This window comes from Gluconobacter roseus NBRC 3990 (assembly GCF_006538885.1).
In the GTDB taxonomy this organism is placed as follows: domain Bacteria; phylum Pseudomonadota; class Alphaproteobacteria; order Acetobacterales; family Acetobacteraceae; genus Gluconobacter; species Gluconobacter roseus.
In genome coordinates this window covers 363,753-389,542 of the sequence record NZ_BJLY01000002.1, presented here as the reverse complement: position 1 = coordinate 389,542, position 25,790 = coordinate 363,753, and the positions used below count along the sequence as shown (strand labels likewise).

Annotated in this window: 25 protein-coding genes; 8 read left to right on the top strand and 17 right to left on the bottom strand. The window is 59.9% G+C overall.

What is annotated here, in order from left to right; genetic code table 11:
- Positions 1-55: 55 nt before the first annotated feature.
- The 11 genes from GRO01_RS05725 to GRO01_RS05675 all read right to left on the bottom strand — a co-directional run bounded on the left by GRO01_RS05725 (position 56) and on the right by GRO01_RS05675 (position 12,700).
- Entirely contained in the window at positions 56-535 is a 480-nt protein-coding gene (locus tag GRO01_RS05725; protein WP_062510443.1) for a type II toxin-antitoxin system RatA family toxin, read from the bottom strand.
- Positions 535-1,500, bottom strand: a complete 966-nt coding sequence (gene lipA / locus GRO01_RS05720) for a lipoyl synthase (protein WP_062510445.1) — start codon at positions 1,498-1,500, stop codon at positions 535-537. The genes GRO01_RS05725 and lipA overlap by 1 nt, the downstream gene beginning before the upstream one ends.
- A 5-nt stretch (positions 1,501-1,505) precedes the next feature.
- Entirely contained in the window at positions 1,506-2,912 is a 1,407-nt protein-coding gene (lpdA, locus tag GRO01_RS05715) for a dihydrolipoyl dehydrogenase (RefSeq protein WP_062510446.1), read from the bottom strand.
- Between the two features lie 3 nt (positions 2,913-2,915).
- On the bottom strand, positions 2,916-4,148 hold the full coding sequence (locus tag GRO01_RS05710) for a pyruvate dehydrogenase complex dihydrolipoamide acetyltransferase (protein WP_062510447.1): 1,233 nt from the start codon (positions 4,146-4,148) through the stop codon (positions 2,916-2,918).
- Between the two features lie 5 nt (positions 4,149-4,153).
- Complete coding sequence (locus GRO01_RS05705; protein ID WP_062510448.1) at positions 4,154-5,521, bottom strand: pyruvate dehydrogenase complex E1 component subunit beta; 1,368 nt, start codon at positions 5,519-5,521, stop codon at positions 4,154-4,156.
- 3 nt (positions 5,522-5,524) lie between these two features.
- Positions 5,525-6,529, bottom strand: coding sequence for a pyruvate dehydrogenase (acetyl-transferring) E1 component subunit alpha (pdhA, locus tag GRO01_RS05700; RefSeq protein WP_062510621.1), 1,005 nt, complete (start codon positions 6,527-6,529; stop codon positions 5,525-5,527).
- A 153-nt stretch (positions 6,530-6,682) separates the two neighbouring features.
- Positions 6,683-7,609 carry an indole-3-glycerol phosphate synthase TrpC gene (trpC, locus tag GRO01_RS05695; protein ID WP_062510449.1) on the bottom strand — a complete coding sequence of 309 codons (927 nt, stop codon included), beginning with the start codon at positions 7,607-7,609 and terminating at the stop codon, positions 6,683-6,685.
- Entirely contained in the window at positions 7,606-8,697 is a 1,092-nt protein-coding gene (gene trpD / locus GRO01_RS05690) for an anthranilate phosphoribosyltransferase (protein WP_062510450.1), read from the bottom strand. The genes trpC and trpD overlap by 4 nt, the downstream gene beginning before the upstream one ends.
- A complete protein-coding gene (locus GRO01_RS05685) occupies positions 8,694-9,290 on the bottom strand; it encodes an anthranilate synthase component II (protein WP_062510452.1) in 597 nt (198 codons plus the stop codon). The genes trpD and GRO01_RS05685 overlap by 4 nt, the downstream gene beginning before the upstream one ends.
- 60 nt (positions 9,291-9,350) lie before the next feature.
- Complete coding sequence (gene trpE / locus GRO01_RS05680) at positions 9,351-10,763, bottom strand: anthranilate synthase component I (RefSeq protein WP_062510454.1); 1,413 nt, start codon at positions 10,761-10,763, stop codon at positions 9,351-9,353.
- Positions 10,763-12,700 carry a peptidyl-prolyl cis-trans isomerase gene (locus GRO01_RS05675; RefSeq protein ID WP_062510456.1) on the bottom strand — a complete coding sequence of 646 codons (1,938 nt, stop codon included), beginning with the start codon at positions 12,698-12,700 and terminating at the stop codon, positions 10,763-10,765. Before GRO01_RS05675 ends, trpE begins: the two co-directional genes overlap by 1 nt.
- A 183-nt stretch (positions 12,701-12,883) precedes the next feature.
- Here GRO01_RS05675 and tpiA point away from each other — a divergent pair, with 183 nt between their 5' ends.
- The 4 genes from tpiA to kdsA all read left to right on the top strand — a co-directional run bounded on the left by tpiA (position 12,884) and on the right by kdsA (position 16,593).
- Positions 12,884-13,699, top strand: coding sequence for a triose-phosphate isomerase (gene tpiA, locus GRO01_RS05670; RefSeq protein ID WP_083541407.1), 816 nt, complete (start codon positions 12,884-12,886; stop codon positions 13,697-13,699).
- Complete coding sequence (gene secG, locus GRO01_RS05665) at positions 13,696-14,037, top strand: preprotein translocase subunit SecG (protein WP_062510460.1); 342 nt, start codon at positions 13,696-13,698, stop codon at positions 14,035-14,037. Before tpiA ends, secG begins: the two co-directional genes overlap by 4 nt.
- Before the next feature lie 103 nt (positions 14,038-14,140).
- Positions 14,141-15,772: a CTP synthase gene (locus GRO01_RS05660; RefSeq protein ID WP_062510462.1), complete on the top strand. Its 1,632-nt coding sequence runs from the start codon at positions 14,141-14,143 to the stop codon at positions 15,770-15,772.
- Complete coding sequence (gene kdsA, locus GRO01_RS05655; protein ID WP_062510464.1) at positions 15,769-16,593, top strand: 3-deoxy-8-phosphooctulonate synthase; 825 nt, start codon at positions 15,769-15,771, stop codon at positions 16,591-16,593. Before GRO01_RS05660 ends, kdsA begins: the two co-directional genes overlap by 4 nt.
- On the opposite strand, the gene GRO01_RS05650 is transcribed toward kdsA, so the two are convergent.
- The gene (locus GRO01_RS05650; RefSeq protein ID WP_062510625.1) at positions 16,590-17,066 is read right to left on the bottom strand and encodes a DUF3429 domain-containing protein; all 477 of its coding nucleotides are present in this window, start codon (positions 17,064-17,066) and stop codon (positions 16,590-16,592) included. The two genes, kdsA and GRO01_RS05650, sit on opposite strands and share 4 nt — an antisense overlap.
- Before the next feature lie 102 nt (positions 17,067-17,168).
- Here GRO01_RS05650 and eno point away from each other — a divergent pair, with 102 nt between their 5' ends.
- Both eno and GRO01_RS05640 read left to right on the top strand, forming a co-directional pair.
- Positions 17,169-18,449: a phosphopyruvate hydratase gene (gene eno / locus GRO01_RS05645; protein WP_062510466.1), complete on the top strand. Its 1,281-nt coding sequence runs from the start codon at positions 17,169-17,171 to the stop codon at positions 18,447-18,449.
- A gap of 141 nt (positions 18,450-18,590) precedes the next feature.
- Positions 18,591-18,920: an FtsB family cell division protein gene (locus tag GRO01_RS05640; protein WP_062510468.1), complete on the top strand. Its 330-nt coding sequence runs from the start codon at positions 18,591-18,593 to the stop codon at positions 18,918-18,920.
- A gap of 82 nt (positions 18,921-19,002) precedes the next feature.
- Here the strand turns inward: GRO01_RS05640 and rpmG are convergent, their stop codons facing one another.
- A complete protein-coding gene (gene rpmG, locus GRO01_RS05635; protein WP_011253780.1) occupies positions 19,003-19,170 on the bottom strand; it encodes a 50S ribosomal protein L33 in 168 nt (55 codons plus the stop codon).
- A 302-nt stretch (positions 19,171-19,472) separates the two neighbouring features.
- Between rpmG and lexA the strand changes: the two genes are divergently transcribed.
- Complete coding sequence (lexA, locus tag GRO01_RS05630) at positions 19,473-20,189, top strand: transcriptional repressor LexA (RefSeq protein WP_062510628.1); 717 nt, start codon at positions 19,473-19,475, stop codon at positions 20,187-20,189.
- A gap of 48 nt (positions 20,190-20,237) precedes the next feature.
- On the opposite strand, the gene GRO01_RS05625 is transcribed toward lexA, so the two are convergent.
- From GRO01_RS05625 to GRO01_RS05610, 4 genes are all read right to left on the bottom strand, one after another.
- Entirely contained in the window at positions 20,238-20,843 is a 606-nt protein-coding gene (locus GRO01_RS05625) for a hypothetical protein (protein ID WP_062510470.1), read from the bottom strand.
- 102 nt (positions 20,844-20,945) lie between these two features.
- Entirely contained in the window at positions 20,946-21,548 is a 603-nt protein-coding gene (pgsA, locus tag GRO01_RS05620; protein WP_062510472.1) for a CDP-diacylglycerol--glycerol-3-phosphate 3-phosphatidyltransferase, read from the bottom strand.
- 90 nt (positions 21,549-21,638) lie between these two features.
- On the bottom strand, positions 21,639-23,576 hold the full coding sequence (uvrC, locus tag GRO01_RS05615) for an excinuclease ABC subunit UvrC (RefSeq protein ID WP_062510474.1): 1,938 nt from the start codon (positions 23,574-23,576) through the stop codon (positions 21,639-21,641).
- A 315-nt stretch (positions 23,577-23,891) separates the two neighbouring features.
- Positions 23,892-24,890, bottom strand: coding sequence for a dipeptidase (locus GRO01_RS05610; RefSeq protein ID WP_062510631.1), 999 nt, complete (start codon positions 24,888-24,890; stop codon positions 23,892-23,894).
- Positions 24,891-24,972: 82 nt separating this feature from the next.
- Here GRO01_RS05610 and GRO01_RS05605 point away from each other — a divergent pair, with 82 nt between their 5' ends.
- The gene (locus GRO01_RS05605; protein ID WP_062510476.1) at positions 24,973-25,770 is read left to right on the top strand and encodes an exodeoxyribonuclease III; all 798 of its coding nucleotides are present in this window, start codon (positions 24,973-24,975) and stop codon (positions 25,768-25,770) included.
- Positions 25,771-25,790 lie beyond the last annotated feature (20 nt).

Sequence of the window (25,790 nt, the reverse complement as noted above, 5' to 3'; positions counted from 1 at the left end):
GCTTGAGACCTGAAACGGTTCACGCACCGGATGGTTCTTGAAACACTACGAAATTTTACGTCCTTTGGGAAAGGCTTGGTGTCGAAGGGGAATTCTTCGTGCCCTGCGTCCCGTAAATGTCCCGTGCCCGCTTGATGAAGGCGGAGACCATCAGGCGTACGCCTTCATTGAATACGACGCCCATCGCATTCTGCAGAAGCCGTGAGCGGAATTCGAAATCCACGAAGAAATCGACCAGACAGCCTCGTGGATCGGGTGTGAACGTCCAGACGTTGTTCAGGTAACGGAAAGGGCCCTTCTCATAGCGCACGCGGATGCGCGATGGCCGTTCCAGCGTTACGCGGCTGGTAAAGGTTTCACGAAACGGACCAAATCCGATCGTCAGATCCGCCACCAGTTCCTGTTCCGTCTGGGTGCGGATGTTGGCCTTCACGCACCACGGCAGGAACTGCGGATACTTCTCCACATCCGCCACGAGATCAAAAAGCTGGTCCGGCGTGTAGGCGATCAACCGTTGCTCGGCATGTGTCGGCATCAGAGACTTTCTTTCAGACGGCTGTTCCGCGCAGCCTGAAGCTTCGCGAAGTCGCTGTCCGCATGGTAGGAGGACCTGGTCAGCGGACTGGCACTGACCTGAAGAAATCCTTTTGAACGGGCAGCAGAAGCATAGCCGTCAAACTCTTCGGGCGTAACAAACTTTTCGACAGCGGCATGCTTCACGGAAGGCTGGAGATACTGCCCCAGAGTCAGGAAATCGACGTCCGCGATCCTGAAATCATCCATGACCTGAGACACCTCCATCCGCTCCTCGCCAAGCCCAAGCATCAGGCCAGACTTGGTGAAAATGGAAGGATCCAGTTTCTTTACCCCGTCCAGAAGACGGACCGACTGGTAGTAACGCGCACCGGGTCGAATGGTGGGGTAAAGGCGGGGTACGGTCTCGATATTGTGATTGAAAACGTCCGGCCGAGCCGCCACCACGACCTCCAGGGCGCCCTCCTTGCGAAGAAAATCAGGCGTCAGGATCTCGATCGTGGTCTGCGGAGAGGTCTCGCGGATCGCATGGATGACCCGTGCGAAATGCTCCGCCCCCCCATCTTCCAGATCATCGCGGTCTACGGAGGTGATGACGACATGCCTGAGGCCAAGCTTTGCCACGGCCTCTCCGACACGTCGCGATTCATCCGCATCAAGATGCTTCGGCAGACCGGTCGTGACATTGCAGAATGCGCAGGCCCGGGTGCAGATCTCGCCCATGATCATCATCGTCGCATGACGCTGCGACCAGCATTCCCCGATATTGGGACACGCCGCTTCCTCGCACACTGTCACCAGCCCTGCATCCCGCATGAGCGCGCGGGTCTCGTGATAGACGGGATGGTTCGGCGCCTTGACCCGGATCCAGGACGGTTTGCGCTGGATCGGGTTGTCAGGCCGGTGCGCCTTCTCCGGATGCCGGACAGGTGCCTCGCGATGATCGATGGTGATGCGCTGGGACATAGTGCTCAGATATGGAGCGGGCCGTCGAAGGCCGCCAGGGTTGCCTCGTGCATGGTCTCGGATATGGTCGGATGCGGGAAGACTGTTTCGATCAGTTCCGCCTCCGTCAGTTCGCCCGTGCGGGTGATGACGTAGCCCTGGATCATTTCCGTAACCTCGGCACCGATCATGTGGGCGCCCAGAAGCTCTCCGGTCGTTGCATCAAACACGGTCTTGACCATGCCATCCGTCTCGCCCATTGCGACGGCTTTGCCGTTGGCAATGAACGGGAAACGGCCGACCTTCACCTTGTGGCCGGCAGTCATGGCCTTCTCTTCGCTGAGCCCCACAGAGGCGATCTGTGGACGCGAATAGGTGCAGCCCGGAATATTCAGCGGATGGAGCGGCTGCGGCGAACGACCCGCAATCTTTTCCACGCACAGAATACCCTCATGGCTCGCCTTGTGAGCCAGCCACGGAGCTCCCGCGACGTCGCCGATCGCATAGATGCCCGGTTCGCCGGTGCGGCAGAAGCCGTCCGTCACGATATGGGTCCGCTCGACCTTAACCTTGGTGCCCTCAAGCCCCAGATCCTCGACATTGCCGACGATACCGACCGCGCAGATCACGCGATCCACCGTCAGATCGATCTTGCCCGTCGGGCTTTCGATCGTCGTGGAGACCTCGTTTTCACCCTTGTTCAGCGGCCCGACCTTCGCGCTGGTGATGATCTTCATCCCCTGCTTCTCGAAAGCCTTGCGGGCAGCAGCACTGATTTCCGGATCTTCGGCGATCAGGATCCGGTCTGCGACTTCGGCAATCGTGACCTCACTGCCCATGTTCCGGTAGAAGGATGCGAACTCGATGCCGATAGCGCCCGAGCCGATGACGAGGAGCCGCTTGGGCAGTTCCTTCGGCGTCATGGCCTCGCGTGCGCCCCAGATCAGGGTGCCATCCGTCTCCAGACCCGGAAGCTGACGGCCGCGCGCACCCGTTGCAAGGATGACATGCGGCGCCTTGATGGTGGCAACCGCAGCGCCATCCTTGGTGATGGCGACCTGATGCGCCTCGCCAGAACGACCAGCCAGCTTTGCACGACCGTCAAACGTCGTGACCTTGGCCTTCTTCAACAGATGCGCAATGCCGCCGCCCATCCGGCGCGCGATGCTGCGCGAGCGGCCAACGATCTTGGACAGGTCAAATGAGATGTTGTCCGCGGAAAGTCCGAACGTGCCCAGTTCATGCAGCAGATGGTGGATTTCCGAAGACCGCAGAAGTGCCTTGGTCGGAATGCAGCCCCAGTTGAGGCAGACACCGCCGAAATGCGTGCTTTCCACGAGTGCCACGCTCATGCCGAGCTGGCTGGCGCGAAGGGCCGCCACATAGCCGCCGGGGCCGCCGCCAACAACAATCAGATCGAAAGTATCGGACATGGTTCAGACCACCAGAGTGTAAGGGTTCTGCACGATATCGCGCAACGCATTCAGCCATTCGGCCCCAAGGGCGCCATCGACCGCACGATGATCGACCGACAGCGTCGCCGTCATCACGGTCGCAACCGCGATTTCCGAACCGCGCACAACGGCACGCTTTTCGCCGGATGCAATCGCTAGGATACCAGCCTGCGGCGGATTGATGATCGCCGCGAATTCACGAACGCCGAACATGCCCATGTTGGAAATGGAGAACGTCCCGCCCTGGAATTCTTCAGGCTTGAGCTTTCCGGCACGTGCGCGCTTGGCCAGATCCTTGGCTTCAACGCTGATTTCCCGCAGGGACTTGCGATCGGCATCGCGGATGATCGGCGTAATCAGCCCATCCGGGATCGACACGGCCATCGAGATGTCCACGTTCTCGAAATGCAGCGTCTCGGCATCCGTGAACTGGACGTTCACGCCCGGCACCTTTTTCAGAGCCAGAGCGACGGCCTTGATCATCATGTCATTGACGGAGATCTTGAAGCTGTTTTCCTGCGCCGTGGCGTTCAGCTTCGAGCGCAGTTCCAGCAGCGCATCCAACTCGATATCGACCGAGACGTAGAAATGCGGAACCTGCGTCTTGGACTCCGTCAGGCGGCGCGCGATGACCTTGCGCATCGTCGAGTTCGGAACGCGGCGGACCGTCTCTTCCGAAGTCGTGACGGGAGTAGCCGCAGGAGCCGTTTTCGGGGCCGTCTTGGGGGCGTTCGGACCTTTTTCAACATCGCGCTTGAGAATACGGCCATTCGGGCCGCTCCCCGTCAGCGCGCCCAGGGCAATGCCCCGCTCACGCGCCATGCGCTTGGCCAGCGGAGAGACAAAAATTCGCTCGCCCTTGTCCTCGCCCGGAGCCTTCGCCGTCGCGGAAGCAGGTTTCGCCTCCGCAGGCGCCGCCTCGGCCTTTGGAGCCGCTGTTGTCTGCGTGGAAGAGGCTTCGGGAACGGCCTCGCCCTCTTCCACCAGGACAGCGATCGGCGTGTTGACCAGAATGCCCTCGGCGCCTTCCTGAATCAGGATGCGGCCAAGAATGCCCTCGTCCACGGCTTCCACTTCCATGGTCGCCTTGTCGGTCTCAATCTCGGCGATCACGTCACCAGCGGAGACGGTATCGCCCTCGGCTTTGAGCCAGCGGGCCAGTTTGCCCTCGGTCATGGTCGGCGACAGCGCCGGCATCAGGATATCGGTAGCCATCGTTGTCAGTCCCGCAGCTGCTTGCGAACGGCATCCACAACCCATTCAGGTTTCGGAAGCGCCAGTTTTTCGAGATTGGCCGCATAGGGCATCGGCAGGTCGAGCCCGCAGACACGCGCTGGCGGTGCATCGAGCCAGTCAAAGGCCTGCTCGACGGCCACGGTGCAGATTTCCGCACCGATGCCCGCTACCGGCCAGCCTTCCTCAACGGAGACGATCCGGTTCGTCTTCTTTACGCTGCGCACGATCGTCTCGGTGTCCAGCGGACGGATTGAGCGCAGGTTAATGACTTCGGCCGAGATGCCTTCATCCGCCAGGATTTCCGCGGCTTCCAGCGCCACGCCGACCATGATGGAAAACGCCACCAGCGTTACATCCGTCCCTTCCCGCTCGATCTTTGCGCGACCGATCGGCAGAATGAAATCTTCATCCACCGGGCACGGGAATTTCTGACCGTACAGGATCTCGTTTTCCAGAACGATGACCGGGTTCGGATCACGGATGGCCGCCCGAAGCAGCCCCTTCGCATCCGCGGCCGACCAGGGGGCGACGACTTTCAGGCCCGGAATATGAGCATACCAGCTCGCAAAGCACTGTGAATGCTGCGCGCCCACGCGGGCCGCCGCACCATTGGGTCCACGGAACACGATGGGGCAGCCCATCTGACCGCCGGACATGTACAGCGTCTTGGCTGCGGAATTGATGATGTGATCAACGGCCTGAAGCGAGAAGTTCATGGTCATGAACTCGACGATCGGCTTCAGACCCGTGAGAGCCGCACCAACGGCCATGCCCGTAAAGCCATGCTCGGTGATCGGCGTATCGATGACGCGCTTTTCGCCAAACTCTTCCAGCAGACCCTGGCTGATTTTGTAGGCGCCCTGATACTGCGCCACTTCCTCGCCGATCAGGAATACGTCCTCGTCACGACGCAGTTCGGCCGCCATGGCATCACGCAGCGCCTGACGAACGGTGATTTCGCTGGTTTCGCCCCAGTCGCGATCATCCTCGGCCTGTGCCACTTCCGGCGCTTCGGTGATGGCCGGGTCGGACGGTGTCTCGATAGCGACAGGCGCACCGACTGCCGGATCGGAAGACCGCACAACATCATCGGCAGCAGAAGCATCCTCGCCGTCCGCCAGAAGCACGGCAATCGGCGTATTGACCGCGATGTTCTGCGTGCCCTCATCCACCAGCGTCTTGCCGATCACGCCTTCGTCCACGGCTTCGACTTCCATCGTCGCCTTGTCGGTCTCGATCTCGGCAATCACGTCACCGGCCGCAACGGTATCACCGGCCTTCTTGACCCAGCGGGCCAGCGTCCCTTCGGTCATGGTCGGCGAGAGGGCCGGCATCAGAATCAGAGATGCCATGGATCAGGCCTCCACCAGAATATCGGTCCAAAGTTCGGACACGTCCGGCTCCGGACTTGTCTGCGCAAATTCGGTCGCGTCCGCCACGATGGCTTTCACGTCCGTTTCAATGTCCTTGAAGACACTCTCTTCGATGCCGCTGCGCAGCATTTCGGCCTTCAGCGTCTCGATCGGATCGCGCGTGCGGCGCATTTCCTCGACTTCCGCGCGCTGACGGTATTTTGCCGGATCGGACATGGAGTGCCCGCGATAGCGATAGGTTTCCATCTCAAGCAGGAACGGCCCCTTGCCCGAGCGGCAGTATTCCATGGCTTCCTGCGCGGCTTCATGCACGGCAAAAATGTCCATGCCGTCCACCTTGCGGCTGGCAATGCCCCAGGGCTCGCCATTACGCGACAGATCCTTGGAGGCCGAAGCGCGCTCGATGGATGTGCCCATGCCGTAGCGGTTGTTTTCGATCACATAGATGCAGGGCAGCTTGTGCAGGGCAGCGAGATTGAAGCTCTCATAGACCTGTCCCTGAGCGGATGCGCCCTCGCCAAAATACACGATCGAGACCTCATCCGTACCACGATACTTGTTCGCAAAAGCCAGACCCGTGCCAAGTGCCACCTGTGCACCGACGATACCATGACCGCCATAGAACTCCTTTTCACGGGAGAACATGTGCATGGAACCGCCCTTGCCGTGCGAATATCCACCGGAGCGGCCCGTCAGTTCCGCCATGACACCGCGCGGTGTCATGCCCGCCACGAGCATTTGCCCATGGTCGCGATAGGACGTGATGGACTTGTCGCCCTGCTTCATGTTGAGGCCGATCCCGACCACAACGGCTTCCTGCCCGATATACAGATGGCAGAAGCCGCCGATCAGACCCATACCGTAAAGCTGGCCTGCCTTTTCCTCGAAACGGCGAACGAGAAGCATATCCCTGTAAGCGCGCTTCATGGTCTCCGGCGAAAGGGCCGGACCGTTGCTCCGGCTTGAAGCGGACGAACTGTCGTCCATGGCGGTCTCCTGATGGAAATGCACAAAATCCTGCAAGCTCTTAACGGCAGAAGCCTTCAAAAGCCAGACCATGCCCCTGCACTTGCAAAGGCGCTGGCCCACAGGATGTGACGTGAAAAAACGTGTCAGACCGCCACAGCGGGCGGCCTGATCTCAGACGAAACCCAGCAGACGGCGCGCAGCCACACCCGGATCGGGCTCACGCAGCAGACTTTCACCGACCAGAACTGCGCTGGCTCCGACCGCACCGACTTTCATCATGTCGTCCTGGGTACGGATACCACTTTCTGACACAACCAGACGATCGGGCGGCACCAGCGGCGCCAGATCGATCGTTGTCTGAATGTCGGTCTTCAGCGTGCGCAGGTTGCGATTGTTGATGCCGATCAGGAATGTGTCCAGAGCCAGCGCCCGGTTCAGTTCCGCCTCGTCATGGACTTCGAGCAGCACATCCATGTCCAGACCGCGCGCAATCGCAATCAGCTCGGCAGCCTGCGTCTCCGTCAGGACGGCCATGATCAGCAGGATGCAGTCTGCCCCGATCAGACGGCTTTCATGGACCTGCCAGGGATCAAGGATGAAGTCCTTGCGCAGGATCGGCAGGCTGCACGCCTCGCGTACAGCGCGGATATCGTCCGTGTTGCCGTGGAAGCAGGAGCTTTCCGTCAGAACGGACAAGCAGGTCGCACCAGCAGCCTGATATTCCTGTGCAATTTCCACCGGCTTGTAGTCAGGGCGCAGGATACCTGCGGACGGCGAAGCCTTCTTGATTTCGGCAATCAGCCCGACCTGACGATCTGCCGTAAGATGCTGCAGTGCCTGTCCGAAACCCCGCGTCGGTGTCGTGACCTCCCGCGCCCGTGCGGTGATTTCCTTGAGGGACATGATCTGCGAGCGCTGCTCGATGTCCACCCGTGTCCGGGCACAGATCCGTGCCAGAACGTCACTGCGGTCAGCAGCAGTTTCCGCTTCCGGATTCTTGATGGGAGGGGTCGTCGTTTCCGGAACTTCCGGGTCCGGGAACTGTTCCGTTCCTTCAGGCGAATATGTCATCGCCGGTCGATGGTACATGAATGTCATGATCGTCCTGCGTCTGTGGAAGCAATGGAGGGAGCTGACATGCGCGCACGTTCGAGCGCGGCACGGGCAAGGCCCCGGTCGATGGAGTCTGCCGCCAGTCCTACATTGCGACGGAAAGCCGGCGCGTCAATTGCACCGTCCTTCACGATATCGCCGCGTCCTGCCACATGCAGGGCTGCGGCAGCGTTGAGAAGAACCGTATCCCGATAGGCACCACCGGCACCATCGAGCAGGGAAATCAGCGCGGAAGCATTTGTCCGGGCATCTCCGCCCCGGATGGCGGAGATCGGAGCGGCCTGAAATCCGGCCATTTCCGGTTCGATCCCGAATGAAAAAAGCGCATCATTCTGCCAGGCCGAAACCTGAGACGGGCCAGCCAGCGTGAGTTCATCGCTGCCGCCTTCTTCGGTTGAGCCATGCACGACCCAGACCGAAAGACTGCCCAGTGCGCCAAGCGCACGGGCTACGGGTTCGCACCAGCGACCATCAAACACACCGATCAGCTGGTGGCGCACCTGAGCGGGATTGCATAACGGTCCGAGCAGATTGAACAACGTACGAAAGCCTAGTGCTTTGCGCACTGGAGCTGCATGTCGCATGGCTGGGTGATGCTGCGGCGCTGCGAGAAAGACCAGCTTGTCTTCCCGCAGGCGCCTGCCCTGAAGTTCTAGATCATCAGTGGGCGGGATACCCAGAACTTCGAGAACGTCTGTGGCCCCCGTCGCCGAGGACAGGGCGCGGTTGCCATGCTTGGCCACCGGAACACCAAGCCCCGCCAGCACGAAAGCCACGGCGGTCGAGACATTGAGCGTTTTCAGCCCGTCTCCACCCGTTCCACAAACATCGATCGTGCCTTCCGGAACATCCGGAAGAACCGTCATGTGGTGACGGACTGCCTGTACGGCTCCAGTCAGTTCGGCAAACGTCTCGCCGCGCAGTTTTAATGCTGTCAGGAAAGCGGAGAGATGAACCGGGTCGACCTCTCCCGCCATGATGGCATGGAAAGCCCCTTCCGTCTCATGGCTATCGAGCGGCTGTCCGGAGGCCACCTTGTGCAGAGGGACCGTAAAATCCACACTCATTGTCATGCGGCCTGTGAGGTGGAAACCGGGATTCCTGCAATTTTCAGGAAATTGGCCAGAAGATCCCGTCCCGCCACAGAGGCAATGCTTTCCGGATGGAACTGTACGCCATGCACGGGATAATCGCGGTGGCGTATGCCCATGATGATGCCATCTTCAGTCCGGGCATTGATCACGAGGGTTTCGGGAATGCTGTCCGGTGCCAGCGTCAGGCTGTGATAACGCACAACATCCACGGGATTGGGCAGTCCGGCGAAGACCCCTGTGCCGTCATGTTGCACTGCGCTGATCTTGCCATGCATCGGTACGGGCGCGCGCACGACCTTGGCACCAAAGACCTGCCCGATGGCCTGATGTCCCAGACAGACACCAAAGACCGGCACCTTTCCTGCGGCAGCGCGGATCAGGTCGCAGCAGATCCCGGCACCATCCGGCGCACAGGGGCCAGGCGAGATCACGATTGCGGACGGCTTGAGCGCCAGCGCCTCCTCGACACTCAGCGCGTCATTGCGCCGCACGTCACATTCCACACCAAGTGCACCCAGATGGTGAACGATGTTGAAGGTGAAGCTGTCGTAATTGTCGATGAGAAGGATCATGGCAGCAGAATGACCTTCGCGTCTGTTTTCGTCAAATACATCGCAGTGCTCCGGGCGCCTTCAGGCTTTTGAAGCCGTGGTGACCGCGATTTCCGCTGCCCGGAACAGCGCGCGGGCTTTTGCCTGTGTCTCGCGGAACTCGGCGTTCGGATCGCTGTCTGCGACCACACCACAGCCGGCCTGCACATACATGTTCCCGTCCTTGAGAACGGCCATGCGCAGCCCGATGCAGGTGTCCATTTCCCCGTCGGCACCGAAATATCCAACGCAGCCGGAATACGGCCCGCGCCGTGTCGGTTCCAGTTCGTCAATGATTTCCATGGCGCGGATCTTGGGGGCGCCTGTCAGTGTCCCTGCCGGGAAGGCTGCGATAAGTGCATCCATCGCCGTTTTGCCGTCCTTGATGCGGCCGGTCACGGTTGAGGAAATATGCATGACGTGGCTGTAGCGCTCGACGACGAATTTCTCCGGAACCTCGACGGTCCCGAGCTGTGAGACACGCCCCACATCATTACGCCCCAGATCGATCAGCATCAGATGCTCGGCCAGTTCCTTGCGGTCGGCGAGAAGCTCTTTTTCCAGAGCCAGATCCTCGTCGCGGTCCGCTCCGCGCGGACGTGTGCCCGCCAGCGGACGTACCGTGACTTCGCCGTCGCGCAACCGCACGAGGATTTCCGGCGAGGAACCGACCAGAGCGTAGTCCTCAAGCTCCATCACGAACAGGAACGGTGCCGGATTGACGCGGCGCAGGCTGCGATAGAGCGATAGCGGCGATAGCGGGAACGGCGTCGTGAAGCGCTGGCTCGGCACGATCTGGAATGCATCGCCCGCGGCGATATAGTCCTGCGCCTTGCGGACATGGTCCTCGAACTGCTGCTGCGTCATGTTCGAAACTGGTGGCGCCAGTTCCGTGCCGGCTAGCAGCGTCTCGCGCGTATCCCCCAGCGGCGCTGCCAGAGCGGCTCTTGCTTGATCCAGAAGCGCGTGGGCCTCCGCATCCGTCGTCTTGCCCCGCACCGGCACGGCCAGCGTGAGTTCGTCCCGCACAGAATCGAAGACGGCGAACAGGCGCGGACGGATCATGATGCCTTCCGGCAGTCCCAGATCGTTAACCGGCGCGTTCGGCAGGCGCTCCATCTGGCGCACCATGTCATAACCCAGCACACCGAACACACCGCCGATCATCGGCGGCATTCCAGCCGGTAGATCCATCTGGCTTTCGTCCACGATGGTCTTCAGCGTCTCAAGCGGCACGCCATCGACAGGCTTGCCGTCCAGTGTGACCTTCCCGTCCCGGCACTTCCAGACCAGATCCGGCAGAAGCGCGATTACGGAATAACGCCCGCGGGCCGCACCGCCCTCGACGCTTTCGAACAGCAGCCGGTACGGATCGTCCGAGAGTTTCGAAAGCCGCAGAAAGGCCGAGACTGGCGTGAGAAGATCGGCGGCCTCGATGCTATAGACAATACCCATTACTGCGCCCCGTTTCCTGCTGCCGGCGCGGCCGCCGTCACGACCTGATTATAGAGCGCCATGTTGATATGCGACGGCGGAACTGCCTTTTCCATGGCCGCATTCAGGGCGACCGGAATGTCGGAGCGCATGGACTGGACATACTCGCCTGAGAGCTGCCCGCCCAAAGTTTTCATGTCCTCTGCCGAAGCTGGCTTGTCTGCCGTTACATTGACCAGCCAGAACGCGTCCGGCGTCTCGAACATGCCGCTCGTGCCCGGCTTGAGGCCAAAGACGCCGCGCAGGACGTTCTGTGGCAGGCTCTGATCCGGATGAACCCGCGATACCATGACGTCCTGACGCAGGGCTGACGCTTCAGGCTGGCCTTCAAGCGCCTTGCGCAGCGTGCCAGCCTTGGCGGCGTTGAACAGTGCAGTGGCGCGCAGATCAGCGGCATGGTGCTTCTGCTCTGCCGTCCAGGCCTGCACTACCTGATCGCGCACGCTGTCGAACGGCTTGAGTGTGCCCGGATGCACTTCATCGACGAGCAGCGAGAATGCAGTGCCATTCGGGCCGTTGACGACGGCCGGCTGGGCCCCCTTGGCCTGCGTGAAGATCTGATGGACGATCGCCTGACGCAGTGCGGCATCTCCGGGGATCGGCGCGGGCAGGCCATCCTGCGTCATGCCGTTGGAATCCAGCGTGCCAGCGGCCGGGATGGCGCCGAGATCGCTGGGGATCTGCTCCAGCGTCGAGGAGCCGGCGACGGCGTCCTGAAACTGCTTCTGGCGGGCCTGAAGGGCTTCCCCGGCTTCCTGATTCTGGACCTGGGTTTTCAGATCATTCTTTGCCTGCTCGAACGTGGTCTTGTGAGGCGCGATGACAGCGGAGATGTTGAAGACGACCCAGCCCATGCCGGTCTTTTCCGGACCGGAAATCCGGTCTGCCGGAGCGGCAAACGCGACCTTGGCGAGCTCGGGGTTCGGGATGTCGCTCTGACGGACGGATGGCAGCGAGACAGCGGCGGCTTCAGGGAACTTCTTCTGGATGTCGTCCCAAGATATTCCGCCCTTCCAGGCGTTTGCGGCGGCCTCGGCTTTCGCCTGATCCGTGAAGGTCAGCACCTGAAGCGTCCGCGTCTCGGGGACATCATAGGTCCGTGCCTGGAAATCATAGAGGCGGTGCAGGACGTCGTCGGGAACCTCGATCGTCTTTGCGACGCTTTCCGGCGTCATGACAACCATTTTCGCGTGTCGGTATTCCGTCGTGCGGAACATCTGCGGATGGTTGTCATAGAAACGGTGCAGTTGGTCATCCGTCGGTGCGGCCGGGACAGTGCCGCTGGCGAACGGGATCTGCACCAGATCAAACACGCGCTGGCTGGCGTCGAAAGACAGCATCCGCTCCGTCAGGGACGACGGCGCGACAACGGACTGGCCCATGCCCTGCAGAAGCCCGCGGGAAGCAATATCTTCGCGGATGGCCTGAAGCAGCTTGCCTTCGGAGAGCCCGATCCGGGCCAGGCGGTCATTGAAGACGCTGCGGTCGAATTTTCCGGCGGCATTGTGGAAAGCAGGAATGGCAAAGATTTCCTGGCGGACCAGTTCGTCAGGCACCACCATGCCGGCACGGCCTGCTGCAAGTTGGGTCTCGTTCTGGATCACGAGATTTTGAAGCGTCTGGCGGGCGACCTGTTCCACCTCGCCTTTCGGCAGCTTGGATGGATCGGCGAGACCGATCTGTTTGGCAACGACCGGAAGCTGGGCCGAGAGTGCACGGCTGAAATCATCCGGCGTGATGCTGCGCTCACCCACGCGCACCACTTCATTGGAGCTTGCCGTCCCCATGTTGGAATACACGTCCCCGACGCCCCAGCCGATGAAAGCCAGAAAGATCAGCAGCGCGGCGGCACGGCCGGCCCAGGAGTCAACGAAGAGGTGGCGGAGCGTGGTAATCATAGGGTCAGGGCAGATCCGGATGACGGGATGGTGCGGGCACGGAAGGCCCGCTAGAACTTGCGGCACCATAATGTCGTGAGAACGGCTTGACCAGAAGCAGACCGGAACGAGATCTGTCGTTGAGTGTTCTGTTGGTTCGGAGCCTGCGATACCGCAGCCATTTCGCAGTCCGTCCCCGGGACGATGCAAGGAGGAAAAGTGCCCCCATTACCCAGGCTTGTCGTAGGGAACTGGAAGATGCACGGCCTGCGCGAGCAGTCCACGAGATTGGCGCGTGCCGTCGCTGAGGGCGCGCAGTCCCTTCCCGATGATGTCCGGCTCGTCCTGTGCCCTCCCTTTACGCAGCTCTCCAGCGTTCACGGCATCATCAGTGCTGCGGGACCGCAAACGCCTGTCTGTCTCGGGGCGCAGGACTGTCACATGACGTCCTCCGGCGCTCATACCGGAGACATTTCGGCTGAAATGCTGGCCGACCTTGGTGTCCGCTATGTCATTCTCGGTCATTCCGAACGCCGTCAGGCCCATGGCGAGACTGATGCGCTGATTCGCCAGAAGGTCGAGACTGCCGAGGCTGCGGGTCTTGTTCCCATCGTGTGCATTGGCGAGACCATGCAGGAGCGGCTTGAAGGCCGGACGACCACCGTTCTGGCCACGCAGGTCGAGGGTTCCCTGACGGATGGCTTCAGCGGCGTGCTGGCTTACGAACCCGTCTGGGCGATCGGAAGTGGCACCGTTCCGCCGATCGACGAGCTTGAGCGGACCCTTTCTTTGCTGCATGGACTGTTGCAGTCCCGTCTCAAGACGGATGACATTCGTGTCCCGATCCTGTATGGCGGCTCCGTAACACCGGCTCAGGCGCCGACCATCTTTTCCATCGGGTCGCTCGGAGGGGTGCTGGTCGGCAGTGCCAGTCTGGAAGCAGAGCGCTTCCTGCGCATCGCCGAAGCAGCGTCTTTCCGCCTGACGTCCCAACCATTGTCCGGACCCTATCGTTCATGACCACTCTTCTGCTTGCTCTCAATCTGCTGGTCACACTGGCGCTGATCGGGGTGATCCTCATCCAGCGCAGCGAAGGCGGCGGCCTCGGCATTGGCAGCGGCCAGGGCATGGGCTCCTTCATGAGTGGCCGCGGAACGGCAACGCTGCTGACGCGTGCCACATCCGTCCTCGCCGGTATCTTTATGCTGCTGTGCCTGGTGCTGGCCGTCATGAACCGTGGCGCCTCTTCCGGCGTCGGCTCGCATGACATTCTGGCTGAGCCGCCTGCCACCACCCAGACGACTACCACCACAACCCCGGCGGCACCTGCCGCTCCGGCTCCCGCACCCGCTCACTGACCGGGCCTGAAAATCCCCGTTCAAACTTTTTAACGGGGATCTTTCTTACAGACGCGTCTCTCCGCTTCCCCTGCCCCATGTCGGCAGTGTATGAAGACCGCCCATGACGCGTTTCGTATTCATCACCGGCGGTGTGGTATCTTCTCTCGGCAAGGGCATCGCTTCAGCGGCCCTCGCTGCTCTCCTCCAGGCGCGCGGATACAAGGTCCGCATGCGCAAACTGGACCCCTATCTCAACGTGGATCCGGGCACCATGAGCCCGTACCAGCACGGTGAGGTGTTCATTACCGATGACGGGGCCGAAACCGACCTCGATCTCGGTCATTATGAACGCTTCACGGGTGTCCATGCGTCACGTGCTGACAACACCACGACGGGACGGATCTATTCGGATGTGATCGCGCGCGAACGCCGCGGCGACTATTTGGGTGGAACCGTGCAGGTCATCCCGCACATCACGGACGCCATCAAGGACGTCGTGGTCACGGGCACCGACGACTATGATTTCGTCCTCGTGGAAATCGGCGGTACGGTCGGCGACATCGAGAGCCTGCCTTTCCTCGAAGCCATCCGTCAGCTGCGCAATGATCTCGGCCATGCCCAGACCATGTGCGTGCACCTGACCCTCCTGCCCTATATTCCGGCAGCCGGCGAGCTCAAGACCAAGCCGACGCAGCATTCCGTCAAGGAGCTGCAGAATGTCGGTATCCAGCCGCAGATGCTGCTGTGCCGCTCGGACCGTCCCATTCCGGACAACGAGCGTCGCAAGATTGCCAATTTCTGCAACGTCCGTCCGGAAGCCGTTATCGCGGCGCTCGACGTGGACACGATCTATGCCTGCCCCATTTCCTATCACAACGAGGGAATGGATCAGGAAGTCCTGCGCTATTTCGGTCTGCCCTATGACAGCAAGCCGGACCTCTCACGCTGGGAAAAGATCGTCCATGCGATTCGCGAACCCGAGGGGGAAGTCCGGGTGGCCATCGTCGGCAAGTACACGGCCCTGCTTGACAGTTACAAGTCGCTGGCCGAGGCCCTGCTGCATGGTGGCATCGCCAACCATGTGAAGGTGAAGCTCGACTGGATCGAATCGGAAGAGTTCGAGAAGAACGGCAACATTGCCGAGCGCCTGAAGGATGCGGACGCTATCCTTGTTCCGGGCGGCTTTGGTGAGCGTGGTGCGGAAGGCAAGATTCAGGCTGTCCGCTATGCCCGTGAGCACAATATCCCGTTCCTGGGCATCTGCTTCGGCATGCAGATGGCCGTGATCGAATGTGCCCGTTCACTGGCAGGTCTGCCCAAGGCCTCTTCCACCGAGTTCGGTCCCACGGACGAGCCTCTGGTCGGTCTGATGACCGAATGGGCTCGTGGCAGCGAAATGCTCCGCCGTCGTGAAGGTGGCGATCTGGGCGGTACGATGCGTCTGGGTGCTTATCCGGCCAAGCTGGTTCCGGGCTCTCGCGTGGCGGAAATCTATGGCCGCACGGAAATCCGTGAGCGCCATCGTCACCGCTGGGAAGTCAATGCTCATTACAAGGACCGCCTTGAAAAGACCGGTCTGCGGTTCTCCGGCCTGTCGCCTGATGGTGTGCTGCCGGAAGTGATTGAGTACCCGGATCACGCCTGGTTCGTGGCTGTGCAGTACCATCCGGAACTGCTTTCCAAGCCTTTCGACCCGCATCCGCTGTTCGCAGGCTTCATCGCCGCGGCCGTTAAGGAGGCTCACAGCAAGTGAGCTTCCGGATCGGAGACCTTACGGTCGGCCAGGATCAGCCGTTCACGCTGATCGCTGGTCCCTGCCAGATCGAATCCCGCGAGCACGCAACGGAGCTGGCTGATGCCATCTCCGGCATTTGTCGCGAGCTTGGCATCGGGCTGATCTACAAAAGCAGCTTCGACAAGGCGAACCGCAGTTCGGTCAATGCCGCGCGCGGTGTTGGCATGGATGCCGGTCTGGACATTCTCGCTGGCATCCGCGAGCGCTTTGGTGTTCCTGTCCTGACCGATGTCCACACGGCCGAACAGTGCGCGCCTGCGGCCCAGGCCGTGGATGTGCTTCAGATCCCGGCCTTCCTGTGCCGCCAGACGGATCTGCTGCTGGCGGCTGGCGAAACGGGCCGTGCTATCAACATCAAAAAGGGCCAGTTCCTTGCCCCGTGGGACATGGCCAATGTCGCGGCGAAGATCGCGTCCACGGGCAATGAGCGCATCATGCTTTGCGACCGTGGCACGAGCTTTGGCTACAACACGCTTGTGAGCGACATGCGTGGTCTGCCGATCATGGCGCAGACCGGTTATCCGGTCGTGTTCGACGCCACGCACTCGGTTCAGCAGCCGGGCGGTCTTGGTGCATCAACGGGTGGACAGCGTGAGTTCGTCGAGCCACTCGCCCGCGCTGCCCTGTCCATCGGCGTGGCTGCCGTCTTCATTGAGACGCATCAGGACCCGGACCACGCTCCGAGCGATGGCCCGACCATGGTGCCGCTCAGTGAAATGCACGGTCTCCTGACGCGCCTGAAAGCCTTTGACGCTCTGGCGAAGTCCTTCCTGTCCTAGGTGCCGGATGGTGCCAGAGCCGCCAGAAACAGGCTCAGGACTACGATAGCCGTAAGGCCAGTCCGAAGCGGCAGATAGCCTGGGGGAAGAGCGCCTTTCCTCCAGGCTTCCCGCTCCACAAGAAATGTTCCGACAAAACCGATGATTTCCAGTCCGAAACCGGCACGGACATGTCCCAGCACACCCACACAGAGCGCGAGCCATGCCCAGAGCGCAGGGCAGACGCCCAGCACGAGGCGCTGACGGTCCCGCTGTGACGTCCCGCCTACCGTGATGATGTCCGGCCGCTCCATGGCCAGCCCCCAGTGCACGGCTCCCAGAAACGACAGGATGCAGGCCCCGTACGCCAGCAGAATGATCTTCAGATGTGGTAGCGGCGTAAACAGCCCGGCCAGGAAGATCCAGCCGCCGAGCGTCACAAACGGGATCAGTCCGGCGATGCCGAGCACGAAAACGGGAAAAGGAAGGCGCATGTCGTCGTTGACCTCACGGCGTGATTTTGAGACTTGAAATAGCTGTTCCATTCCGAACGGTCACGAGCCACCCCGGTTCACGCATATCCAGGAGAGCTTCCATTGAGCGCCATCGTTGATATCACCTCCCGCGAAATCCTGGACAGCCGCGGCAATCCTACCGTCGAGGTCGAAGTCGAGCTGTCCTCCGGTGCCCGCGGCCGCGCCGCTGTCCCTTCTGGCGCATCCACAGGCGCTCACGAAGCCGTGGAGCTGCGTGATGGTGACAAGTCCCGCTACGGCGGCAAGGGCGTCCTGAAGGCCTGCAGCCACGTTGAAAACGACATTCTCGAAGTTCTTCAGGGTGCCGAATCGGAAGACCAGATCGCTATCGACAATGCGATGATCGATCTGGACGGAACGCCGAACAAATCCCGTCTGGGTGCGAACGCCATCCTCGGTGTTTCTCTCGCTGTCGCCAAGGCTACAGCCGAGGAGCTGGAACTGCCGCTGTACCGTTATGTCGGAGGCGCCTACTCCCATCTTCTGCCGGTTCCGATGATGAACATCGTCAATGGCGGTGAGCATGCCGACAATCCGATCGACATTCAGGAATTCATGATCCAGCCCGTTGGCGCGCCGACGGTTGCTGACGCGATCCGCATGGGTTCAGAAATCTTCGCACGGCTGAAGAAAGGTCTTTCCGAAGCCGGGTACAACACCAATGTCGGCGATGAGGGTGGCTTCGCACCGAACCTGAAGTCTGCTGACGAAGCTCTTGGATTTATTGCTAAATCCGTTGAGGCTGCCGGTTACAAACTCGGCGAGGACGTAACCTTCGCGCTCGATTGCGCTGCCACCGAATTCTATGCGGATGGCCGCTATAACCTGAAAGGTGAAGGCAAGGAATTCGATGCTTCGGGCATGATTTCTTACCTCGAGGATCTGGCCAACCGTTACCCGATCGTCTCCATTGAGGATGGTCTTGCGGAAGACGACTGGGAAGGCTGGGCAGAGCTCACCACCCGTCTGGGCAAGAAGCTTCAGCTTGTTGGTGACGATCTGTTCGTAACCAACCCTGACCGTCTGCGCCGTGGCATCAAGGCTGGGACGGGTAATGCCCTTCTTGTGAAGGTTAACCAGATCGGAACGCTGACCGAGACGCTTGAAGCTGTCGAAACCGCACACAAGGCCGGTTACGCCTGCGTCATGAGCCATCGTTCAGGTGAGACGGAAGACTCCGTCATTGCCGATCTTGCTGTTGCTACGAATTGCGGTCAGATCAAGACGGGCTCCCTCTCCCGCTCCGATCGTACGGCAAAGTACAACCAGCTGATCCGGATCGAGCAGCAGCTCGGCAGCGCAGCCCGTTACGCTGGTCGCGGCATTCTCAAGAACTCCTGAGTTCTGCCAGACGGTCCTGTTTTCCTGTGAGACTGGGCCGTCTTCTTATCCCGGATATGAAAGATATCCGTATCATTCATTGTCTGGTCACAGATGACTGATATAGATTGACGCAGTCATTCAAAACGGAGTTTGCACGACGTGACACTGGTCCGACTCATCAAGCGTGGTGTCCGCGCCGTTGCTCCTCCGGCTTTCTTCCTGTCCCTGACCGTTTATTTCGGTTGGAATGCGCTTCACGGTGCGCATGGCATTCATGCCTATCAGGAACAGACGCAGCTTGAGAAAGACGCCGTTCAGGCCAGACAGGATGCCGAAGACGAGCAGAATGTCTGGCGCCGCCGTGTCGTTGCTCTCAAGGAAAAGGCGCTGGACGCTGATATGCTGGACGAACGGGCCCGCGCTACGATGAACCTGACGCGCAGTGGTGATCTGGTTGTCCCCTACGGCCCGCATGACAAACTGTTCTGAGCAGCGATCAGGAAATCTGTTTCTTTAGATACAAAAAAAGCGGCCAAAGGCCGCTTTTTTTGTGAAGACTGTCTGAACAGTCTTACTTGATCTTGGCTTCGCGGAACACGACGTGCTTGCGTGCAACCGGGTCGTACTTGCGCACTTCCATCTTTCCCGTAGCGGAACGGGCATTCTTCTTCGTGACGTAGAAGTAGCCGGTTTCGGCTGACGAAACGAGCCGGATCTGAATAACGTTGCTCTTTCCCATGATACCCTCGGGCTTTCGCCATACTGATGCCGCTCGAAGGTGTCGATGCAGCATGTTGATCTCTAGATTGGGCGCACCATGCTGATTTGTGCCTCAAAGGTCAAGAGCTTCCCGCACGATTTCGCAGTTTTGCTCTGTTTTCAAAGGCTTTCGCTGCCAGGAAATCTTATCAGTCATCCGTGTGTCCCCTGCTCTTTTGCTTGTGAGGCAACAGAGAGGAACCTATAAGGAACAAATGCAGGATGCGTCTCATTCTGCAGTTTTTACGACCTGCCTCCGCCGAGGCGCATGGGAGCGCCTGTATGCTGACCCGCAAGCAGCACCAGCTTTTGCTATATATCGATGATCATCTTCGCCGGACGGGATATTCCCCCTCATTCGACGAAATGAAGGACGCCCTTGAACTGCGTTCGAAGTCCGGCATCCATCGCCTGATTTCCGCTCTGGAAGAGCGTGGCTTCCTGCGCCGGCACCATCATCGCGCCCGTGCCCTTGAAGTGCTGCGTCTGCCTCATATGGGAACCGAAGCGCCTGCCGCCTCGTCTGCTGGAGCGGGATTTGTTCCGGCTGTTATCAGCCAGCACCAGACAGAGCTCGAAGGGGCTTTCTCCGAGGCCAGTGTGGCCAATGACCGTCAGACCGTCACCATTCCTCTTTATGGGCGCATTGCAGCCGGTCTTCCGATCGAGGCCATGCAGGATGACAGTGACCGCATCGAGGTTCCGATTTCCCTGCTCGGGACCGGCGAGCATTACGCCCTGACGGTTGCGGGCGATTCCATGATCGAGGCAGGAATTCTGGATGGAGATATCGCGATCATCCGCCGGCGTGAGACGGCCGAGAACGGACAGATCATCGTTGCCCTGATCGACGGACAGGAAGTGACGCTTAAGAAGCTACGTCGGCGCGGTTCGATGATCGCGCTGGAGGCGGCCAACCGGGAGTATGAAACTCGCATTTTCCCGGCGGAGCGTGTGCATATTCAGGGGCGTCTGGTTGCACTTTTTCGGCAGTACTAAGTGCCGATCCGAGTAAAATGGCGGCTATAAAAGCCGCCATTTTTTAGGTTACTTTGGGACTGCGGGTATGCCGTGAACCACTTTTACGCTGCCGTCCGGAGCAATCAGCGTGCTCGTGCCGTCCCCGTTCGGGATGACAATGGTCTTGCTTGGGTTCTTGTTCAGGAAATGGCCAGCACTATCTGGGACAGAGGACGGGAGTGTCGGAATGACGTGGCTATGGTCGTGACTCACGCCCTGATGGGTATCAGTGCTCTCGCCGACTGATATGCTCTGTCCCTGCATAAGCTGCGAGCCTGATGCGCCCAGGGCACCTTTGCTACCAATACCGCCCATGAAGGTTTCATCAATGGCGGCGCCACCGAAATAAGTCGCCGGATCGCCCAGGGCATGACTGAATGTGCTGTTTGGGTTTTCCACATCCTTGAGAGTCGGAAGCGGTTGTGGAGGACCCGGCCAGATATTGCCGTTTTCGGGGAAAATCGGAGTTTCAGCGAACTTCTCACCACGTGCACGGTGAATATTTTCACTGTCGCCGTGGGGACCATTGGGATTATCGAGCGCGGTCCATACCATCGTATCCTGGATATACTTGCCCATGCCCGAACAGCCGCTCAGAGCGAGAGGTAGTGCCAGCAGAGCGGCCTTCCGCATTTCTTACTCCCACAAGATCAATAAATGACCTTTAGCGGTCCTTGTCACAGAACGCCAGATGAAGACACTCAGATACAGCTACAATTCTTTCGCCGAACGGCATCAGAAGCTGATCTTGGACGATTTACGTGACTGCCCTGCCATGATGCGTGCCAGACCCGCAGTCAGATAACCCCAGCCGCTGATCACGGTCGGGATGACCGAGAACCAGAGCAAAATCCCACCAATCAGGGTTGCAGGCAGGAAGGAGAGGCCCAGTATTCTGGCCGCGCCATCGCCACCAATCAGGAAGCCGATGGCGACCATCTGGATGCCGGTCTTCCATTTCGCAAGCCGCGTCGATGGCAGCGTCTCCCGCTGGGACGCCATATATTCCCGCAGACCGCTGACCAGGATTTCCCGGACCATGATGATGATGCCCGCGTAAAGCGAGAAGACAGGAAGCTGCGTCAGGCCTGCCAGGGCCAGCAGAAGTGAACCCACCAGCAGTTTGTCGGCGATGGGGTCCATCATCCGGCCTAGTTCAGATAGCTGATGCCAGCGGCGTGCCAGAGCCCCGTCCAGATAATCTGTGATGCACGCGGCCGTGTAGACCACGCAGGCAATCACGTTCGCGGTTGGCGAATGCACGGAGAGCAGCGCGACCAGCACGGGAATGGACGCGATACGTAGCAGTGTCAGAATGTTTGGCAGATCTGTCAGCATTGCGACCAGTCTAGAACAGTTTCCTTCTCTCCGGTATGCGCCAATGTGTCCGCAAAAGATGTATTTTTCGTGTAAATTCTGACAGACGTTCTAATGGCTGCGATCGTCAACCGAAGCCTTCTGGACCCATTCCGGGTGAAAATGCCCGTAGATCGCGGTCGCCGTGCCGGAACTGATGCCCGGCGCATTTTCCAGTTCCTCCAGACTGGCCTGCCTCACCGACTTCGCCGAGCCGAAATGATTGAGCAGTGCTTTTTTCCGTGCGGCTCCGATTCCCGGGACGTCGTCCAGTTCCGAACTCCGTAGCCCCTTGGACCGCCCTGCCCTGTGCGTCGTGATTGCGAATCTGTGGGCCTCGTCGCGTAGACGCTGCAGATAGTAAAGCACGGGATCACGCGGCGGCAGCTGGAATGGCGGCTTTGTTTCCGTAAAGAACCATTCCCGTCCTGCGTCTCGGTCCGGCCCCTTGGCGATGGCGACAATCGGGATTCCGGTCACGCCCATATCGGCGAGAACGGCCCGCACGGCGTTGAACTGCCCGAGGCCACCATCAATGAGAAGCAGATCCGGCCAGTCTTCTGGTCGTTCCCCATTTTCGGGACGACGTCCAAACCGGCGCTCCATCACTTCTCGCATCATGCCGAAATCGTCGCCCGGCGTGACCGGGCCCTTGATACTGTATTTGCGGTAGGCGCGCTTGTTGAAGCCTTCCGGTCCACCCACGACCATGACACCATAGGGCGCCTGTCCCATGATATGGGAGTTGTCGTAGGTTTCGATCCGCTGGGGCGTTTGCGGCAGGCCAAAGACTTCGGCCACACCTTCGAGCAGTTTGCGCTGTCCGGTGTTCTCCGCCAGCTTCCGCTCCAGCGCTTCGCGGGCATTGAGCGCTGCGTGCTCGACGACGTCTTTCTTTTCGCCGCGCTGGGGCCTCAGGATTTCGACCTTCTGTCCCCGCCGGATGCTGAGGGCTTCCTCGACAAGTTTCAGTTCCGGGATCTCGCAGTTCACGAGGATGGTCGGTGGCGGCGGTTTGTTGTCGTAAAACTGGATCATGAAGGCTGACAGCACGTCTGCTGCGCTCTCTTCCTCCAGATGTGCTGGATAAAACGCCCGGTTGCCGTTATTTCGGCCGCCACGGATGAAGAAGATCTGAATGCAGCTCTGGCCGGCTTCCTGCCAGATCGTCATGATGTCGGCATCATTGATCGTGGACGGATTGATTGTGCTGGAGCCCTGAATGCTGGCAAATCCGCGGATCCTGTCACGAATTGCAGCGGCGCGCTCGTAGTTCATGTCCTGCGAGGCCTGCTCCATTTCTGCCGCCAGACGCTGCTGTAGTTCGGTGCTATGGCCCGACAGGAACTGCCGCGTCTCGCTGACCAGTTCGGCGTAATCCGTCTTGGAAATCCGGTCCACACACGGCGCGGAGCAGCGCTTGATCTGGTACAGCAGGCACGGCCGCGTCCTGCTGTTCAGGACCGCGTCCGAGCAGGACCGCAGCAGAAAGCTGCGCTGCACAAGATTCAGGGTCTGATTGACGGCCCAGGCATTCGCGAACGGGCCCCAGTATGTCGCGCCTTTGACCGGTTTGCCACGCTGCTTGGTGATCTGCGGAAACTCATGGCTCTCCGTCAGCATCAGCCATGGATAGCTCTTGTCGTCGCGCAGCAGGATGTTGAAGCGCGGCTTCATCCGCTTGATGTAGTTGGCTTCCAGAAGCAGGGCTTCCGCTTCCGTCCGCGTAATCACGATCTCCATCGACACTGTCATCGACACCATGCGCCGCAGCCGCTCCGGCAGCTGGTTGAGGCGGGTATAGGACGACACGCGCTTCTTCAGGCTCAACGCCTTGCCAACATAGAGAACCTCACCCTTGGCACTCAGCATGCGATACACGCCAGGGCTGTAGGGGATGGTCTTCAGCGCTTCCCGGATGGCTTCCACGCCCTGCTTTTTTTGTGCAGGAACAACGGGTTCGCCATGATCGCTCGCAGGGTCGATGTCGTGTGGAGGAAGGTCGGTCATTCGGCTTCTTCAGTCATCCACTGAACCTGTGGAAAAGTCTGTGGGCTGCTCCGTGACAGAATCATGAAACCCCCGGTTTGCCAGACCTGCCATCAGATTGCCCAATTTTTAATCATGTTTTGCAAGTCATTGAAAACGCTTGCATCTTGCTTTCGTTCCCGGAGAGTTAACTTCACTCTAGAGACAAAGATCGACCGCAAGGTGGTCGTAGAACATGTCAGCGGATCATGGTGGACGAACCGGCTCCTCTTTCCTCCGCCATGATCATGTTCTGTTCTTTCGGAAGGCAGAAGGAATACTCCATCCCGCCCCCGATTAGGCCTGTGTCGCAGCCTTCTCGGCAGTTTCTAGCAGGCGCAGCATGTTACCACCCCAGATGGCAGCAATATCCTTGTCACTGAATCCGGCGGCCTGAAGCGCGCGTGTCACGTTTGCGGTTTCAGTCGCGTCTTTCCAACCCGGGATCCCGCCGCCACCGTCGAAATCGGAAGAAATACCGACATGCTCCACACCGATCCTGTCTGCAATGTACGAGACATGGCGGACCAGATCTTCGACGGTTCCGCCCCCGCCTTTTTTTAGAAACGAGCCCATGGCCGTGACCTGAATCAGGCCGCCTGTCTCTTTCAGGCGATCAAGCTGTTCGTCATCCAGATTGCGCGGATGGTCACACAGGGCGCGCGCGCAGGAATGGCTGGCGAAAACCGGCGTGGTCGAGACTTCGGTGGCCTGCATCATGGTTGACTTGGCCGCGTGGGACACATCCACTAGAACGCCGGAACGGTTCATCTTAGCGATGGCCTCACGGCCCAGATCCGACAGACCCTCGTGAAGGGTTTCGCTATCTTCCAGATCCTTGCGGGGAATGGCGGCATCGGCCAGCGCGTTATGCCCGTTATGGGTGAGCGTCATGTATCGCACACCATATTTGCGGGCGAGTTCAGTAATCCGCTCGGGCTGGCCGCCAAGAGCGTGCCCGTTCTCGATCGCGGGAATGACAGCCAGATCATCTGCTTCATAAGCGGCCCGCACGTCTGCAGCAGTCCGGCACACGCGAACGCCCTGACCGCCTTCGAGGCCGGAAATGACATTCAGCATAGCCTGAACCCGGAACCAGCCTTCGGCATGCCCGTCGTCGTCACGCGGGCCTTGCGGAATATACGCAGCCAGGCACACAGCCCGCAGTCCGCCTTTGCGCGTCTTGGGGACGTTTACCTGCCGGGAGGTTTCCTCTGCCCAAGCATCCTGCCGGTCTGGCCAGGGGATATCGATATGGGAATCAAGGGTCAGGAGCGTGTCGTGAAGATCAGTCATGGTTTGTTCTAGATCGGACGGGAACGCGTCATGCGCAAGAGGGCGCTTGTCAAAACGACCGATCCGGTCGATCCCTTTTTTCATGCGTCTTATTACATGGAATATCAATTCCCTCCGACTCAGGCTGCCTCTGCTGAAGCAGATCGTCGAACAGGAAAACCCGGACATCGTCTGTCTGCAGGAAACGAAAGTCCCGGATCCCCTCTTCCCGGCCCAGGCCCTGACGGGAATGGGTCTGCCCCATCAGGTCTATAAAGGCATGAAGGGTTATAACGGCGTGGCAATCCTGTCGCGGCATCCGCTAGAGAGTGTCGCTGACATGCCGGACTGGTGCAGCCGTTCCGACTGTCGCCATGTGGCGGCCCGTATTGCCACGCCGGCTGGTCCGATCCTGCTGCATGATTTTTATGTGCCAGCCGGGGGTGATATTCCCGACCCTGAAGAAAACGAAAAATTTGCCCACAAGCTCGCCTTCGTGGACGAGGCGACTGGCTGGTTCACCGGCACCCCGCCTGCCCGCAGTATCCTGGTGGGCGACCTCAATATCGCGCCTCTGGAGCATGACGTCTGGAGTCACAAGCAGCTTCTGAAAATCATTAGCCACACCCCACCCGAGATCGAGCGTTTCAAAGCATGGATGGCAACGGGATTTCAGGATGCCATGCGGACGATCACACCAGAGCCCGAAAAGCTCTATACATGGTGGTCATATCGCAACAGGGACTGGAAGAAGTCCAACCGCGGACGGCGGTTGGATCATGTCTGGATGACGCCCGACCTTATGCCGGGTCTGCGTGATGTCCGGATCCTGCGGGACGTGCGCGACTGGGAAAGCCCGTCCGATCACGTCCCGGTCGTGCTGGATTTTGATCCAGCCTGAACCGGAACCTGCCCTGTCAG